Annotated in this window: 12 protein-coding genes; 6 read left to right on the top strand and 6 right to left on the bottom strand. The window is 39.7% G+C overall.

The genetic code is table 11. The annotated features are described in order from the left end of the window. Nucleotides 1-114: 114 nt before the first annotated feature. From RCP16_RS20060 to RCP16_RS20050, 3 genes are all read right to left on the bottom strand, one after another. The gene (locus tag RCP16_RS20060) at nucleotides 115-1,767 is read right to left on the bottom strand and encodes an alkaline phosphatase (RefSeq protein WP_308641159.1); all 1,653 of its coding nucleotides are present in this window, start codon (nucleotides 1,765-1,767) and stop codon (nucleotides 115-117) included. A gap of 189 nt (nucleotides 1,768-1,956) precedes the next feature. Further along, nucleotides 1,957-3,285, bottom strand: coding sequence for a cryptochrome/photolyase family protein (locus RCP16_RS20055; protein WP_308641158.1), 1,329 nt, complete (start codon nucleotides 3,283-3,285; stop codon nucleotides 1,957-1,959). A 45-nt stretch (nucleotides 3,286-3,330) separates the two neighbouring features. Then, entirely contained in the window at nucleotides 3,331-3,999 is a 669-nt protein-coding gene (locus RCP16_RS20050; RefSeq protein ID WP_308641157.1) for an HAD family hydrolase, read from the bottom strand. A 282-nt stretch (nucleotides 4,000-4,281) separates the two neighbouring features. On the opposite strand from RCP16_RS20050, the gene RCP16_RS20045 reads away from it, so the two are divergent. Continuing rightward, complete coding sequence (locus RCP16_RS20045) at nucleotides 4,282-4,470, top strand: CsbD family protein (RefSeq protein ID WP_069325743.1); 189 nt, start codon at nucleotides 4,282-4,284, stop codon at nucleotides 4,468-4,470. A 147-nt stretch (nucleotides 4,471-4,617) separates the two neighbouring features. Further along, nucleotides 4,618-5,472: a site-2 protease family protein gene (locus RCP16_RS20040; RefSeq protein WP_308641156.1), complete on the top strand. Its 855-nt coding sequence runs from the start codon at nucleotides 4,618-4,620 to the stop codon at nucleotides 5,470-5,472. Between the two features lie 59 nt (nucleotides 5,473-5,531). On the opposite strand, the gene RCP16_RS20035 is transcribed toward RCP16_RS20040, so the two are convergent. Continuing rightward, a complete protein-coding gene (locus RCP16_RS20035) occupies nucleotides 5,532-6,203 on the bottom strand; it encodes an NAD(P)H-dependent oxidoreductase (RefSeq protein ID WP_069325746.1) in 672 nt (223 codons plus the stop codon). A 202-nt stretch (nucleotides 6,204-6,405) separates the two neighbouring features. Here RCP16_RS20035 and RCP16_RS20030 point away from each other — a divergent pair, with 202 nt between their 5' ends. Next, entirely contained in the window at nucleotides 6,406-6,813 is a 408-nt protein-coding gene (locus RCP16_RS20030; RefSeq protein ID WP_069325747.1) for a DoxX family protein, read from the top strand. A gap of 110 nt (nucleotides 6,814-6,923) precedes the next feature. Here RCP16_RS20030 and RCP16_RS20025 read toward each other — a convergent pair whose 3' ends face one another. Beyond that, nucleotides 6,924-7,742 carry an AAA family ATPase gene (locus tag RCP16_RS20025; protein ID WP_069325748.1) on the bottom strand — a complete coding sequence of 273 codons (819 nt, stop codon included), beginning with the start codon at nucleotides 7,740-7,742 and terminating at the stop codon, nucleotides 6,924-6,926. Nucleotides 7,743-7,839: 97 nt separating this feature from the next. Next, nucleotides 7,840-8,799, bottom strand: a complete 960-nt coding sequence (locus RCP16_RS20020) for a hypothetical protein (RefSeq protein WP_308641155.1) — start codon at nucleotides 8,797-8,799, stop codon at nucleotides 7,840-7,842. A 266-nt stretch (nucleotides 8,800-9,065) separates the two neighbouring features. On the opposite strand from RCP16_RS20020, the gene RCP16_RS20015 reads away from it, so the two are divergent. The 3 genes from RCP16_RS20015 (at nucleotide 9,066) to RCP16_RS20005 (ending at nucleotide 15,546) form a co-directional block, all read left to right on the top strand. Next, the gene (locus RCP16_RS20015; protein ID WP_069325750.1) at nucleotides 9,066-9,869 is read left to right on the top strand and encodes a VLRF1 family aeRF1-type release factor; all 804 of its coding nucleotides are present in this window, start codon (nucleotides 9,066-9,068) and stop codon (nucleotides 9,867-9,869) included. A 256-nt stretch (nucleotides 9,870-10,125) separates the two neighbouring features. Then, on the top strand, nucleotides 10,126-10,545 hold the full coding sequence (locus RCP16_RS20010; RefSeq protein WP_308641154.1) for a hypothetical protein: 420 nt from the start codon (nucleotides 10,126-10,128) through the stop codon (nucleotides 10,543-10,545). Nucleotides 10,546-10,563: 18 nt separating this feature from the next. Continuing rightward, entirely contained in the window at nucleotides 10,564-15,546 is a 4,983-nt protein-coding gene (locus RCP16_RS20005; RefSeq protein WP_308641153.1) for a DUF4132 domain-containing protein, read from the top strand. Nucleotides 15,547-15,572: the final 26 nt, after the last annotated feature.

Here is a 15,572-nt window from a genome sequence, read left to right as displayed (position 1 = left end):
GGAGATTAGCCGACCGCCTATCTCTGCTATTCTGTTGTTATTTGGAGCATATCATAATTAACGTAAAAAAGTCATATCTCTTCATAAGAGATATGACTTTTTGTTGGGTATCATTTATAAAAATAAATCAACAGCATCTTGCGGTACATACGTCTGTACACCATTATGAATTACATTTCCTTTGAGCTTCACCGTTTTGCCGTTCCAGTCTGCTGTATTTTTAAATACAGGCAAGCGTAAGGTATCATTTCCTTTGGTTACTACGACAACTGGGTTACGTGCATCCGTAGCATCCCATTTGACGGTAGCGCCTTTAGCAGCAAATGCCGTTTTGGCAGGAACAAATAATTGTTTCGATATGTTAGCCAGATCCACTTGCAATGCAGAAGCCATATAACCTGCGATGTCGCTATTTTCAACAACACCTGTTAATTGTACTCCGCCCGGTGCATACGAATACAGAGCCACTTCGCCACCTGTATGACCGCCTGTTGTCCAGCCGATATGAGCACGTTTGCTAATCATTGGACCTACAGCATAATTCATTTTACCTTTTTCTGCTGCTTTGATCATAGCGATTTCTTCTGCTGTGAGATCAGTAATCCCGTAGTATTGTTTCATGACTGCTTTGATATTGGTACGTTTACTATTGAACTTCGATTCCAAGCCTTCTCCTGTCGCTTTTGCTTTTTTTAAAGGAGCGATAAAAGTAGACAAAGGTTCTTCATCATACGTTCCTGTTGTGCCTGCATCACCAATTGTAATTCCGCCGTTACCATGATCGGTCGCTGCAATCACGAGTGTATTCTGATCGGCTTTGGCAAATGCAAGTGCTTTGGCAACCGCATCATCAAACGCATTGACTTCACTAATAATCCCGATCGGATCATTCGCATGAGCGGCCCAATCGACTTTACTACCTTCTACCATCAAGAAGAATCCTTCTTCATTTTGGGAAAGTACTTGAATCGCTTTGTCTGTCATTTCAGCAATACTCGGTTGCTTCACAGGATCACGATCCATATCGTTCGCCATCGCTTTGTCTGCGAACATGCCCCATAATTTGCCTGACGTGGAAGCTTTCAATTCTGCTGTATTTTTAACAATGTTGTAGCCAGAATTCGCAATCACTTTAGTCAAATCCTCACCATCTTCACGACCTGCTGGTGTAAAGTACGTCGCTCCACCACCAAGCACCACATCCATGCCTGCATACACTTGCTGTTCGCTCAGTGCATCATAATTGCTACGATCTGGATAGTGAGCACTGAAGTCTGCTGGAGTCGCATGCATAATCTCAGAAGTAGCGATAATACCTGTGGATTTCCCTGCCAATCGTGCGGCTTCTACAATATTAGCGACAGGCTTTTTAGCATCGCCAGGTGCTAATTTGGGAAGCCCTGGCATTGTATTTTGATCAGGCAATACGCCTACATAACCGGTATGTGATTTGAATCCTGTTGCAAAAGCAGTTCCTGCTGGAGCTGAATCGGCAATCGCCGCATCCGCAGAATATGTACGCACAAGTCCACTTGCCATTTCATCCAGTGCAAGAGCTTTGCCTCCGTTGTACCAGCGAGTTAACGTAGTACCATCCATACTCATACCATCTGGAATCAGCATGATTACATTTTTGGCACGAATCTCTGGCTGTTCTTTGGTTGCTGCACTGACAGTTCCTCCCGAAAGACCTAGCAATAATGAAACCGCCAGTGTACCTGCTGTAATTGTAACTTGAAGGTGGTTCCATTGATGTTTTTTGATCATCTTAAAAATAACAATCATCCCCTTTTTCTTGGTCAATAGGATGATTGTAGCAATCGATTATCAATAGAAAAGCTTTATTACGTGCGATTTGTGTTAAAATCAGACTCAATCATTCGCTCTATATTAAATCTTTTAAATCATATGTCATTATTCAAATATACCTTATAAAACCTTTTATACAGACACTATTTACACATTATTCACGATTTTTTTGTAGGTTTCGATAGCACTCGCACGAGATATTTTAAGATCTACAATCGCATTTTTTTGAGGTTGATGAATTTCTTTCGCAGATAAGTCATTTAACTCTGGCATCCACTCTCGAATATAATCGCCTTCTGGATCATATTTGGTCGACTGAGTCACTGGATTCACGACACGGAAATAAGGAGCCGAATTAATTCCTAATGAAGCACACCACATCCAGTTCCCTCGATTAATCACATTATCATAATCCAATAATTTACGACGGAAATATTGCTCTCCCAGTGTAAACGGACATTGTAGATTTTTGGTCAAGAACATACCTGATAAAATTCGCAAACGGTTGTGTATCCGCCCTGTTTCATTTAACTGTCTCATCGAAGCATCAATAACTGGAATACCTGTCTCCCCTTTGTACCATGCTTCAAAGTGCTGATCCGTTAATTCAGATAGATCATACTTGTGTTCATATTTGAAATAATGCTCATCATAGATTGCCTGATACAAATAGAAATCACGGAACGAAATCTGACGTACCCATTCTTCATGCCCTTGTGCTCGTAGCGCATCATCCAACATCTGCCGAATCGATATTGCCCCGATGGTCACATGCGGATTCAGGTCACTGGACGGATCAATACTATAATAATCTCGTTCTTCACCATAATTCACCATTTTGCTTTTGATAAACGTCTGCAAGATCGGTTCAGGATCTTCGGCTGGCTCATACTCTTCCAATGCAAAAGGCAACTCAAATTCTGCCGGTAATGTGAGTTCAGCACGAGAGACATTTAAGTCTTTGAGACTGATACTCGACGCATGATTCGGATGCTGATCGAGAAAGTCTAACCATTTGCGGTGAAAAGGAGCAAATACTTTATAAAAGCCATCTTTGCCTGTAAAATCAGTAAACTGCTCGACATCGATTAACATATGATCCACCAATAAAGTAAACGCAACATTGGCTTGATCTGCGACGGCTTTTAATTTGCGATCACGGTCTTTAGCATACGGAGTAAAATCGCGGTGGGTCACCACTTCGTCAATATCGAACTTATTCAACACATGCTCCAATACCACTTCAGGCTGTCCATAAACGATATGTAGTGTTTTATGCTGACTTTGATACAACTTCTGCAAACGATGGACATGACGAAGAAAATTAACCCCACTATGCTCTTTTTCTCTACCTTTTCGCAATAAAAAAGGATCGATAATGAGTAGATGTACACTTTGTGCTTCAGATTCATGAATATAATTAAATCCGACCAAATCGTGTATACGCAGGTCTTTGCGATGAATAAATAATTTCAAAAGGAATTCCTCCTATAATGTACTTCTGCTACTCTTTATTAGGCATTACCCTTTTGGCGTACTTTCATTCATGCGATCAAGGATTTCAGACAACGTCATATCTGTCATCGATACCAATCGTAGATCATGATGTTCAAAGGGTAAAAATGAAGTCACTGGATTGGGCACAATCGTACAACGTAATCCAGCTGCTTTGGCTGCGGTTAATCCATTTAACGAATCTTCAAAAGCCAGTGCTTCAGCTGGTTCAACACCCATAGCTGTTACCACTTGTGTATACAATTCAGGATCAGGCTTCACCCGGGTCACATCATCACTGGTGCGAATCACTTGAAAATAATCGACCAATCCCAATCTTGTCAAAAAGCGTTCGATCCATGCTCGATTGGAACTGGTAGCAAGCCCTATGTTCAATCCCAATTGCTGTGCTTCTTCTAAATATTCTTTTACCCCTGCACGAGCTTCCAAATGCTCCATCTTCTGTTGATGCAAAAGACCGACTGCTTTGTCGATTTCTACTGAAATGCCCGGTTGCTTCAACGTTAGATCGATATAATCAAGAAACTCTGTGCCATGCGTGCCGATACTTGGAGCGAATTGTTCTAACGCAAGCTCCATCTTATAGCCGCGAAGCACCTCCTGATAACATTCAAACCATACACTTTCCGTATCCAAAATCAATCCATCAAAATCAAACACTACGGCTTTAATCATCTGTTCTTCCTCCTTGAGTATACGTGTCTATTTTATCTATAAAAACAACTTTTCTGTTGGTCAATTGTGCTATAAGGGCATTCTCTTTTGTTCTTAAACATTTTGTCTGTTGGTGTAATCTTTTGTCAAACGATTTGTAGCGATTGTTTAAATGGTAATGCTGTCGGGTAATGTTAACTATCAGCGAGTTCGAGCTAAAGCATAGACGACTTGTTGATCATTTAAAAATGATTCCTTTATATTAAATACAAATTCATTCTATTTGAACAGGAGATGTTAATGATGAGTAACGATAACGGTTTGGGCGATAAAGTAAAAGGTGCAGTATCTAAAGCTAAAGGCGAAGTGAAAGATCAAGTAGGTAATGCTACAAATAACTCTTCTCTACAAGCTGAAGGTAAAGTAGATAAAGCTAAAGGCGCAGTACAACAAAAAGTCGGCGAAGCTAAAGACGATCATAACCGCCACTAAGATTATTTTTTAGAACAATCCCCTATAGCATATACATGAATAAATATATTTTTATATAAAAACTCACCCCATTTCATATGAGGTGAGTTTTTTTGTTATACTTTCATTGATATTATTACATACTTCTTTAGAGATAAGGAGCAAACGATGAATAGAACAAAAACTATGTATATCTGGGGATTGATCATTCTGTGTTTAGCTACTTTCCTTTATCTCAAAATCTCTATTCTGAACGTGATCTCTATTCTGCTTATTGTTGGAGGTACATTTTATTCTGCACTACTTATACATGAATTAGGACATTTAATTGTAGGGCTTTGTTTGGGATATCGTTTGAAAAGGCTAGTTGTTGCACCATTGATCTTAGAATTCAATCCCAGCGTGAAAATTAGATTTCAATATTCTGCTACCGAGTGGGCATTATGTGTCATGCAAGTGCTTCTACCTGATTATAAAAAAGGAAGAGTACAATATATTCTTTACCTTGCAGGCGGTAGTATCGCTAATTTTGTAGTAGTTGCTATCAGTTTGTATGTTTATATAACCTCTAATCTATTCCTTGGTATAGGTATCGCTTTTTGCCATTTTGTATTAGGGATTTTGGCTATATTGCCTATTCGTGGACAACATTCTTCGTTTTCAGATGGGTATGGAATACAGATACTTTCTAAAAATAATTCTTTGAGTCGATTTTATTATGATTTACTTCTGGTTACCTATGCACGTATGGATGAATCTAATAAGATACCAATTACAGACACATGTATTGATACATTGTATGAACAATTATTAGTATTTATCTCGGGTCAATCGCAAGAGCCATCTGCTAATCATCCACTATTTCCACATGCTGTATTTACACTGACGACAGAGCTTATAGCGCAACAAAAATATGAGCAATGTATACACTTAATTGAGCGTGCTCAAGCGAATCAAATTCAATGCGACCCTTGGCAAGAAGAAATGAAGAGCCTATACTCGCTTTCCAAAGCTTCACTTTAATAAACAAAAAAAGACCCGGGAATCCGAGTCTTTTTTTGTTTCTATCTATATTGAAGTTCTTATTTAACCCATTGTACGATTTCGTCTAAGCCTCTTCTTGCTTTAGGACGCAATTCTTTTTCGGTACGGTAACCGAAAGCAGCCATTACACTGACGCCGTATTCGCCGTTACCCATTAGACCTGCATTGCTCAAAATTTGTTCTACCGCTTCTTTTTGGAAGCCTTCGATCGGGCAAGAATCGATACCGATCTCTGCCGCAGCTGTCATCATATTGCCTAGTGCAATATAGGTTTGTTTGGAAGCCCAGTCAAATAGAGCACGTTCGCTTTCAAGCAAGTTTAAGTCTCTTTCTTGGAACTCTTTATAACGAGGAAGAATCGTTTCGAACATTTCTGCTGGCATTTGCTTCACTTCGATCATTTGATCACGCAAATAAGCCGAATCATAACGAACATCGTTACGTGCCAAAATGACAACAAAGTGACTTGCTGTTGGTAATTGACCTTGTGCACCCCAAGTAAATTCACGCAATTGCTCACGTAATTCTTGGTTTTGGATCACAAGGAATTTCCACGGTTCTGAACCGACAGAACTTGGTGATAGGCGACCTGTTTCCAAAATAAACTCAAAATCATCTTCTGAAATTTTTTGTTCAGGATCAAATGCTTTTGTCGCATGTCTTGCTTCATATGCTTGTAGAATCTCTTGTTTGCGTTGTTCTTTATTCATGGATATCTCTCCCCTATGGATGTTATTGATTATCTATAATAATATGCACGTTATATAACATACTTACTTTTAAATACCAAAGATAGTATACCGTTTATATGCGTTGTAGTCAATTGGATCACATTCAATTTGTAACGATTGGTTTAATATATACATAAGCTTGTTATTCTACAAGTCAGATGATACTTCAAGGAGATGACTTATGAATACATATCCAACAACCGTCCCTCGTACGATTGCACGCTATATCTTTGCACTCTTTTTTATCGGAGCTTGTGTGGCTCACTTTATAGAAGTGGATGGATTTGCTAAGCTATTACCTGAATTTGTACCTTTCAAAAATGCACTGATCATTCTGACAGGAGTGATCGAATTAGCGTTAGCGATTATGATTCTTATTCCAGCTTGGCGCAGACGTGCAGGAATATGGACAGCTTGGTATCTAGTGCTTATTTTTCCTGCGAATATTTATGCTGCTTTTTACCAGATTCCAGCACCAGGACAAGCGTATACCGATCCAGCCGCTTTATGGATTCGACTGATTTTTCAACCGTTGATGATCTGGTGGATTCTATGGTGTACCCGCCCACCTAAACCGCGTACAGATTGAGAAATAGCTGCCCAGAAATGTATGATTAGAATTCATTATCACTTGTATACTCTCTATAAATACCATAAGAAAAAGCACAGGTCGCTTGATGATCCCTGTGCTTTTTTTATTTATACATACGCATGAACTTTAGGATTATATTCTTCATAGGCAGTCTGTAATTGATGTAATGTTAGAGCACTGTCCTCGATAATCGCTTTACGCTTTGCTTTGAGTACAATCTGTTCAATATCTGCAAAGCTACAACCACTGAGTATCGTAGAGGCTGTATGTTCTAACGTACCGATTGTGGCAAACGAACCGATTAGCAGTTGAATATAATGCTGGCGATCTTGATCGGAAGGCATAGCATAATCCATCTTCGTATCAAAACGACGCCATACCGCATGATCCAATTCATCGGCTAGATTGGTAGCCGCTACTAAAATACTTTCACCTTCAAACTCATCCATACATTGCAATAATGTATTCACAACCCGTGACATCTCTTTCACTTCATCATTATTATCGCGTGTACGAGCAATCGCATCGAATTCATCTAAAAAAAGCACGCATGGAGAAAGACGTGCAAAATCAAATATTTTGCGAATATTAGAAGCAGTTTCTCCTAGATGACTATGAATAATGGTATCCAGACGAACCAGTACCAGTGGCAATTGCAGACGTTCTGCGATGTAAAAAGCAGTCAGCGTTTTGCCTGTTCCGGGTGGGCCAGACATCACTAATTTGTTAGGCATAGGTACATCTTGTTCGATAAATTTTTCTTTCATATCCAAAATCATCATAAACTCATCTATAATACGCTGATTGCATTCATTCAGAACGATATGTCTTACTTTACGAGCACATTCTTTAGGCATATATACGGTAGCCATATCTGTTCCTTTTGCTTTGGGCAGACGGCTGTTATTTTTGTTTGTTTTATTCATACATTCAACAACTCCTTGCTCCACTTTATTAATAGTAATGATTACTATTAAATAGTTTAACAAGTTTTTGTGCGAAGAACCAGTCTTTTCTTTATTTTCACAAAATCTCTTTGGTTTTTACAATCGTATATTTGCCTGATTGGTTGGTAGCGAACTGTATTCCTTTAGATGTGGCTGTATAGTCCGTTATTTTACCTTTTAGATACTTGTGGGTTCCATCTGGATATTCTGCATAGATTGCTAGATGACTAAGCTCTGATTTGGAAAGTTTCTCTTTCGGCAATGGAAGAACAATCCACACATCTTGCGATTGATCCCATTCGGAGACAACAAATTCCAAAGACTTACTAAGCGCACCTTGAGGCGCTGCTGTCTTCTCGTCGGTACCCAAACTGATCGTGACATCTTCTTTGTCCGATTGTAAAGATGTACTAGGCATCATCATTCTACCGTGCCAGGCTTGAATACTAATACCCAGTTGTGAATTAGCAAACAATTGTTGTGCACGAGCTGTAAATGTTAATTCAAGCTGTGCAGCAGGTGGCATTTCAGGAGGAGCTGGCATACTCAAGTACGCCATATTTCCTGTATCTCGGCGCAACATATCCACCGTTAGAGCGGCTTCTTTGACATCGATTTTGGCTGTATCTTGCATAGAGGTATTTCCATTGATTTGGCGTTTGACTTGCATGCTAACGGGATGACCTTTTTGATCGGTATGCATCAATGTTTCTGATACAATTGTTGCGACAATCGATTCATAGGGAGAAGTTTCTACCGCCTTATCTTCAGGCATAATATCGGTTGCGCTAGGAGATTCTGTAGGAATCGTAACAACAGGTTCTGATTTATATTCATCTTGAACTTCTGTAAGATTGCCAGATTCATCGGTATTAAGCATCGCATATGCTATATTATCCTGTTGTGGGTCTGTAGAATGTGAGTGTACAGGAAGAAAAGAAGTCGTTGTAATGGCTACAATTGATATGGAAGCCACGATAGCTGTAGGCGTAGAAATCGTTCTTTTGAGTTTTTGGAAAAGTAATTGCACCTTCATACCGTTGACCTCCTTGAGAGATGATACTTTATACTACGTACAAATGTTTAATATTGATTACATTATAATCTATTTTTCCAAATATATCCTTATGATTTCTACTTTTAGTAAATACTTCCTATTCCTAATCTTGCATATTATACTTCCTATTTGCTTGATATGACTCTATTTTGAAGGCGAAATTTGACTCATAATTCCCATTTAGTGTTTAATTTAACTGGGAACGGGTAAATACAAAGGAACTCTCTTTGAGGAGGTACAAACTAATGGGATTTATGGAAAATTGGAAAGCACTTCAGAAGTACTCTGCTCATGCAGCAGAACGGTTTTTGACCATCTATCTGAACACCGAACCAACTGCCAACACCCAGCCGGAATGGAAGCTACACCTCAAGAACGGTTTTAAAAAGCTTGCTGAATACACTGAAGCCGGTGACGAACGTAGACATTTAGACAGCTTACTTGCTCTACAGTCCAAAGTCGAAGAACGCGTAGAAAACAGTCGGAACGATATGAAAAAAGGTCTGATTATCGTAGCGGATTCATCAGGTGGATTATTCTTTTGTGAAAAAGTACAGGTTGGATTATCCAATGCGTTCTATTACGAAGCTGAACCACGATTGGAAGAATTGCATGCGATCACTTCCAAATGCCCTGCTGCTGGAATCGTGCAATTAAGCAGTGATTCAGTGACTATTATTGACAGCTTACTTTGTGAGATTAACAATGAGTATTACTTTGAATGGGATATTGTTAATGATGAGTGGCGTGAACGTCCAAGTCAGAGCACAAGTGATCTGAAGTCAACGGTGAACAAACAGCGGGAAGATTACAAAGAACGTTGGGAAGTCGATCAAGCTCGTTGGGTCAAACGTTTAACTCCTATTATCGAACGTATGGCACAGGAAAAACAGTGGCAAGAAATTATTCTAAGTGGTGAAAAAGCTGCTGCTTCTCATGTCAAAGAAGCTCTTCATACTACAACGTCTATTCATATTGTTCCCAAAAACTTAAATAATATGAAGTCGCGTGAAGTGTTACAAGAAGCTTATGCTGTGCTTCAATCCTAATATAACAATCTGTTAATAAGATATGTGATAGTGAAAATAACAGCCCTCTATTTGGTGGTTTGTAAGCCGTCGATAGAGGGCTTTTTTAGTAAATAAAAATAGGAACATTTGTTCTAATTTAAATTTTGTGGTATGGTGGATTTAACAGTTGGATTTCGTATACACTTAAAAGATACTTCATCGTTTAACAACGTAGATATAACGTTTATCTATTGTGTATATATATGACGATCCAGAGCAAGGAGGAAATACACTTATGCGTATCTATGTTACTGTCAAAAGTCTTGGTAAACGCAAAAATGCGCTGACACGCGAACCTTTGGATATCCCTGTTGCTCCGGCTACCTTACGTGATTTTCTAACTGAAGTGGTCAAAGAAAATGTACATGCATTTACCGAGCGCCAACAGCATTCTTCACTACTCTCCTACTTAACACCTGATCAAGTTAATGAACAAGGAGAAGCCGGCAAAGTAGGCTTTGGAGTTATCCATGATGATCGTACACCCGATGAATCTGCGGCGATTGAAGCGGCTTTATTGGCTTTTGAAGATGGATTGTACAAAGTATTTATTCGGGAACAGGAAATCGATCATCTGGATGATGCAGTTCATTTGACTGATGGAGATGATGTGGCTTTTATCCGTTTTACAATGCTTGCAGGAAGCCAATGGTAAGAAAGGGGATTACAAATCATGAGTGAACGCAATTATTATGATGAATATCTTGAACATTTGAAGAAGAGGACTGCTGAACTGACAGGACAACAGCAGCAGATCGCTCAGTATTGTGTACACCTCTATGAGCATACTTATATCACGAACAGTGACGATGAAGTGGATCAACTGAAGCAGATATTAGGGGTAAAAACCGATACCAAGTCGGTATCTTTTGAACCTTTGATTGAAGTTGTGGAACGTTTATCCGATAAAGCTACTGCTGATCTTTTCCGCTATGTGACAGAACATGCAACCGAGTACCCGTATAGTGTTGGTTATACTCGCCGTCCTTACCGTACATCCGATATCTCTTTACATATAGCACCAATCTTATCTCAATTAATCTCTCTCTTTTTCCTAAATGCGTATGAATTTGATCTGCATACGTATTTGACTGAACGTGATTATCCGCTCAGCAAAGATTACCGGGTACAAAAAGAAGCGATTGCTATTCATATCGCTTACGCATGGGATCATGATCAACCTGAAGTGAAAAAAGCTTTGCATGAGATCATTTATGGAGACAATCAGACGGCTCTATTCGATCGCTCAATGATTGAAGGGATGCTGATGAGTCATCAACCGGAAGCATACAATATGATCAGCGAATTACTGATAGCCGCTCGTCTGCAAGAAGGTCTACGTCAAAGTATTGTCGAGCAACTGGACGAAGGTACTTTGGAAGCCACAATGACTTTACTGCGTACTATTATTGAAAATGATCTCATTCGTTATAGTTCTATCGTGCGTGCATTAGGAACATGGACAGGCATCAATCTAGAAGCAACGAATACACGAGTATCCAAGCAATTGATTACACAAGCCTATGAAGCATTGTCAGACCAATCTGTTCGAGAAGAATGGTTAAGCAGTGAGAATGCTAATCATATCTATATGAGCCTGTGGGCAACTGCTGTGCATGAAGAGCAAGATGTGTATGAACGGATTCAACATCTAATGGATACAGGAGCACGTTATCAGAAGATTGTAGCGCTTTATGTCCTTCGTAATAGTCAGAATAAAGATTTGCGCTTACGTATTGCACAACCTCATCTGGCAGAAGAGGATGATGAAATCCGCTATTGGGTACTTGTGAACTACGATTATGAATGCTACTACTCATGGGAAACGATACGCGATATGGCAGCACTTCAACTGGTAGTTCCTCGCACTCCTTTGTTAGAAGATAAACAGGTACGTAGACAGGACTTTGAACATTTCCGCAATCTATTTTCAAGTCTGAATGGACGTGAGATTTCGTTCCAGTCGAGCGTGCTGGATTTTGTACAGGTGAGCTATTCTGCTGATCTGCCTATCAAAAAAATGCTGTATCTAGCTGCATATGATATGGATGAACAATGGATCAGTGAAATTTTACAGTTAAAAGATAAATTAAGCCCTGATCTACGTGGAACCATACTACAACATTATCTTTCAAATACAGATATGCCGGAACAACGACAGTTTGTATTTGCTTCACTGTCAGATAAAAGTATGTCTAATCGTGAGTTAGCTCTGAAACAAGCTAATAAGCTTATATTGAACGATACGGAACTACAAGATATCGAAAATCTACTCAAACTCAAAACAGGTTCATTGCGTCAAGGTGCGATTCAATTGCTTCTTAATCAACCTGCAGACTCACTAGACACTACAGTTCAGCGTTTAATACAAAGTAAAAGCGAATTGCAACGTTTGGCTGGCTTAGAAACGATCAGTGAATTACAAAGCAAACCTGAACGGTCTGAACAGTATGAACGTTTATTACTGTTGCTAGATACCATAGCCAAGCCAACTGCCAAAGAACAAGTCTTGATTGATAAATTAGGATCAACTGATAAATACAATGAAAACAATGGATTTGGATTATTTGATCCGCAAATGATGGATACATGGTTAAAAGAAAAACCAGAACAGCCCAATTTCCAACTGGATCGCGATGTCTTTACCATAGAGCCAAAACGTATCACCGATTTTTTACAAAGCTTGAACGATCTGATACATGAACACCGAGATCATGAATATACAGTCGAATACTATAGCGGTTATAAAGAAACGATGTTAATTGGTAATCGACTCAATGGGGGTTGGTACAATCAGACGGAGGATAACAAAACTCCTCAGATCGAACGCTATCCTTTACCTGATGTATGGCAACAGTATCTACAACAAAGTGATCTTTCTGTAGAAGGAATCGTACAATTGTATTTGTATACGCAATCCGAAATGTATAATCAGACTTTACGTGATCTATACAGCTATTTCTCTGATCAAATGGATTATATGGAGCTAGGGAAATATCGATTATTGGAAGGCTGGCGACAAACGTTTATCGAGTCTATTTATCCGTTAGAACAAATCTTAACGATCCAAACGTTCTACAAAAATCTTCCGTATCGTCAACAATTGGATGAGTTGATTCGAGCATATTTGGAAGATAGCGATAAACAAGCGACATTTGCGATGGTACGAGATGCACTGATTACGATGATGTATACGTTCCCTGAAGATCAACTCAAAGAGGAACAAGGGTTGTTCCAATTCTTGACTTCACCGTGGCGCTCGTTAGTACGCAGTCGTCTCTACGATCAAGAATCGTCCATGCAAATGTTCCATCTCTTTTATACATTGGAATTTTATTATGGTCAGGATGGTCTACTGGGCACAACGGATTATGCACGTGCTTATGAGTGGGGCAAAATCAGCGATAATGAAATCTATTCCAAAATTATGAGCAGTGATCTCAGTCGCCAGTTTATTCGGGAATTAACATCTCAGAATATTCGATATGCTACTCATATTAATGTAAAAGAATATCCTAAAATGATTCCGATTCGTGATACTGTGCTTGCTCGCATTTTGGAAATTGAACTTAGTCGTGGAGAACTGGTTACTGAAGTGACTTCACTGGCGATGAATATTGAACGTGTAGAAGGCACTGATGTATTTGTACGTATTCTCTCGAATCTGCAAAAAGAAACGTTTGTACGCGGGTATATTTACGGATATGGCAATAGTATTACGAAGAAAGAAACATTTAGTTATTTGCTCAAAAACACGTATCCTTTAGAAGGCGAAGATGAGCACAAATTAGAATCGTTACTTCAGCAATATCCGATAGATGACAAGAAATTATTAGAAGCAGCGATGTATGCTCCGCAATGGATTGAAATCATCGCCAAACATCTAGGTTGGAAAGGTCTACGTAGTGCAGCATGGTATTTCCATGCCCATATTAATGAGACTTTCTCAGCGGAAAAAGAAACGATTGTAGCGCATTATTCACCCATCTCTCCACAAGAGTTCAATGATGGTGCGTTCGATATCGTCTGGTTCCGTCAAGCCTATGATGAATTAGGTACAGAACGATTTGATATCTTATATGAGTGTGCTAAATATATCTCGGCAGGCTCGAATCATCGTCGCAGTCAACTGTTTGCCGATGCGGTACTTGGTAAGCTTGATCTAGCATCGATTCAACAATCTGTAGCGGATAAGCGTAACAAAGATCAGTTGCTTGCTTATAGCTTAATTCCACTGGCTTCAGGTACCAAGCGTGATGCTGATATTCGTCAGCGGTATGAATTTATTCAATTGTTCCTCAAGCAAAGTAAAACGTTCGGCGCACAGCGTCGTGCTAGTGAAGGAGCAGTCTCTGCGATCGCGCTAGATAATTTGGCTCGTAATGCTGGTTATACCGATGTCACTCGTCTTCAATGGGATATGGAATCACGCAAGTTGGATGATTTGCTGGCTTATTTTGAACCACACGCGATTGAAGAAGGTCTGAACGTCTCGCTAGTGATTGATCATGAAGGGCAGACTAGCTTAACAGCGATCAAGCAAGCGAAACCACTCAAATCGGTTCCAGCACGTCTGAATAAAAATGAATATATTATTCGTCTGAAAGAAGTAAAATCCGAACTAACCGATCAATATCGTCGTGCCCGTCAGGAATTGGAACGTTCGATGACCAACAGCACTACTTTTACAGCAGATGAATTGATCAAATTATCGTATAATCCTGTTCTTGCTCCACTGGTCAATACATTGGTGTTACAGGCAAATCAAGCACTCGGTTATCTTGATGGGGAAGCTAGTCTGTTGCGCAGTCCAGACGGTACCGCGCATCCTTTGCAATTAGAAGATCAAGTGATTATTGCTCACCCTGTCCATCTGTATGAAAGTGGTCAATGGAGTCTGTATCAACGGGATCTATTTGAGCGTCAGCAACGTCAACCGTTCAAGCAAGTATTCCGTGAATTGTATCTCCCTAACGAAGATGAGCGTGCTAGTGGTAATCTCTCTCGTCGTTATGCTGGATACCAGATTCAACCGAACAAAGCGGTCGCTTTACTACGTGGAAGAGGTTGGACTGTCAGTTACGAAGAAGGCTTGCAGAAAGTCTATTACAAAGAAAATATTATTGCCAATCTCTATGCGCTAGCAGATTGGTTCTCCCCTGCCGATACAGAAGCACCTACACTGGAAACGGTACAATTTTATAATCGTTCTAACTATGAACGGTTGCCTTTTGATCAAGTATCGCCACTGATTTTCTCTGAAATCATGCGTGATGTGGATCTGGTGGTCAGTGTAGCTCATGTAGGTGGTGTTGATCCTGAAAGTAGCTTAACCACGATCGAAATGCGTCGTGTGATTGTGGAAGAATCGTTACGTCTACTTCATATCGACAATGTAAAAGTAGAAGGCAACCATGCTCGTATTGAGGGAAGTTTAGGGAATTACAGTGTGCATCTAGGTAGTGCGATCGTGTATCAACAAGCCGCTAGTGCTCTGCATATTATCCCTGTCCATTCTCAGCATCGTGGACGATTATTTTTACCATTTATGGATGAAGATCCGAGAACAGCAGAGATTTTGTCTAAAATCGTTATGCTTGCTCAAGATCACAAGATCAAAGATCCACAGATTCTAGCACAACTTAAACCGCAATAAATATCAAAAATAACCCCTATTTTCTT

The sequence above is a fragment of the Paenibacillus nuruki genome (assembly GCF_963311185.1).
GTDB lineage: Bacteria > Bacillota > Bacilli > Paenibacillales > Paenibacillaceae > Saccharibacillus > Saccharibacillus nuruki.
The sequence above is the reverse complement of the archived record's forward strand: the minus strand, read 5'-3'. Positions and strand labels throughout refer to the sequence as shown.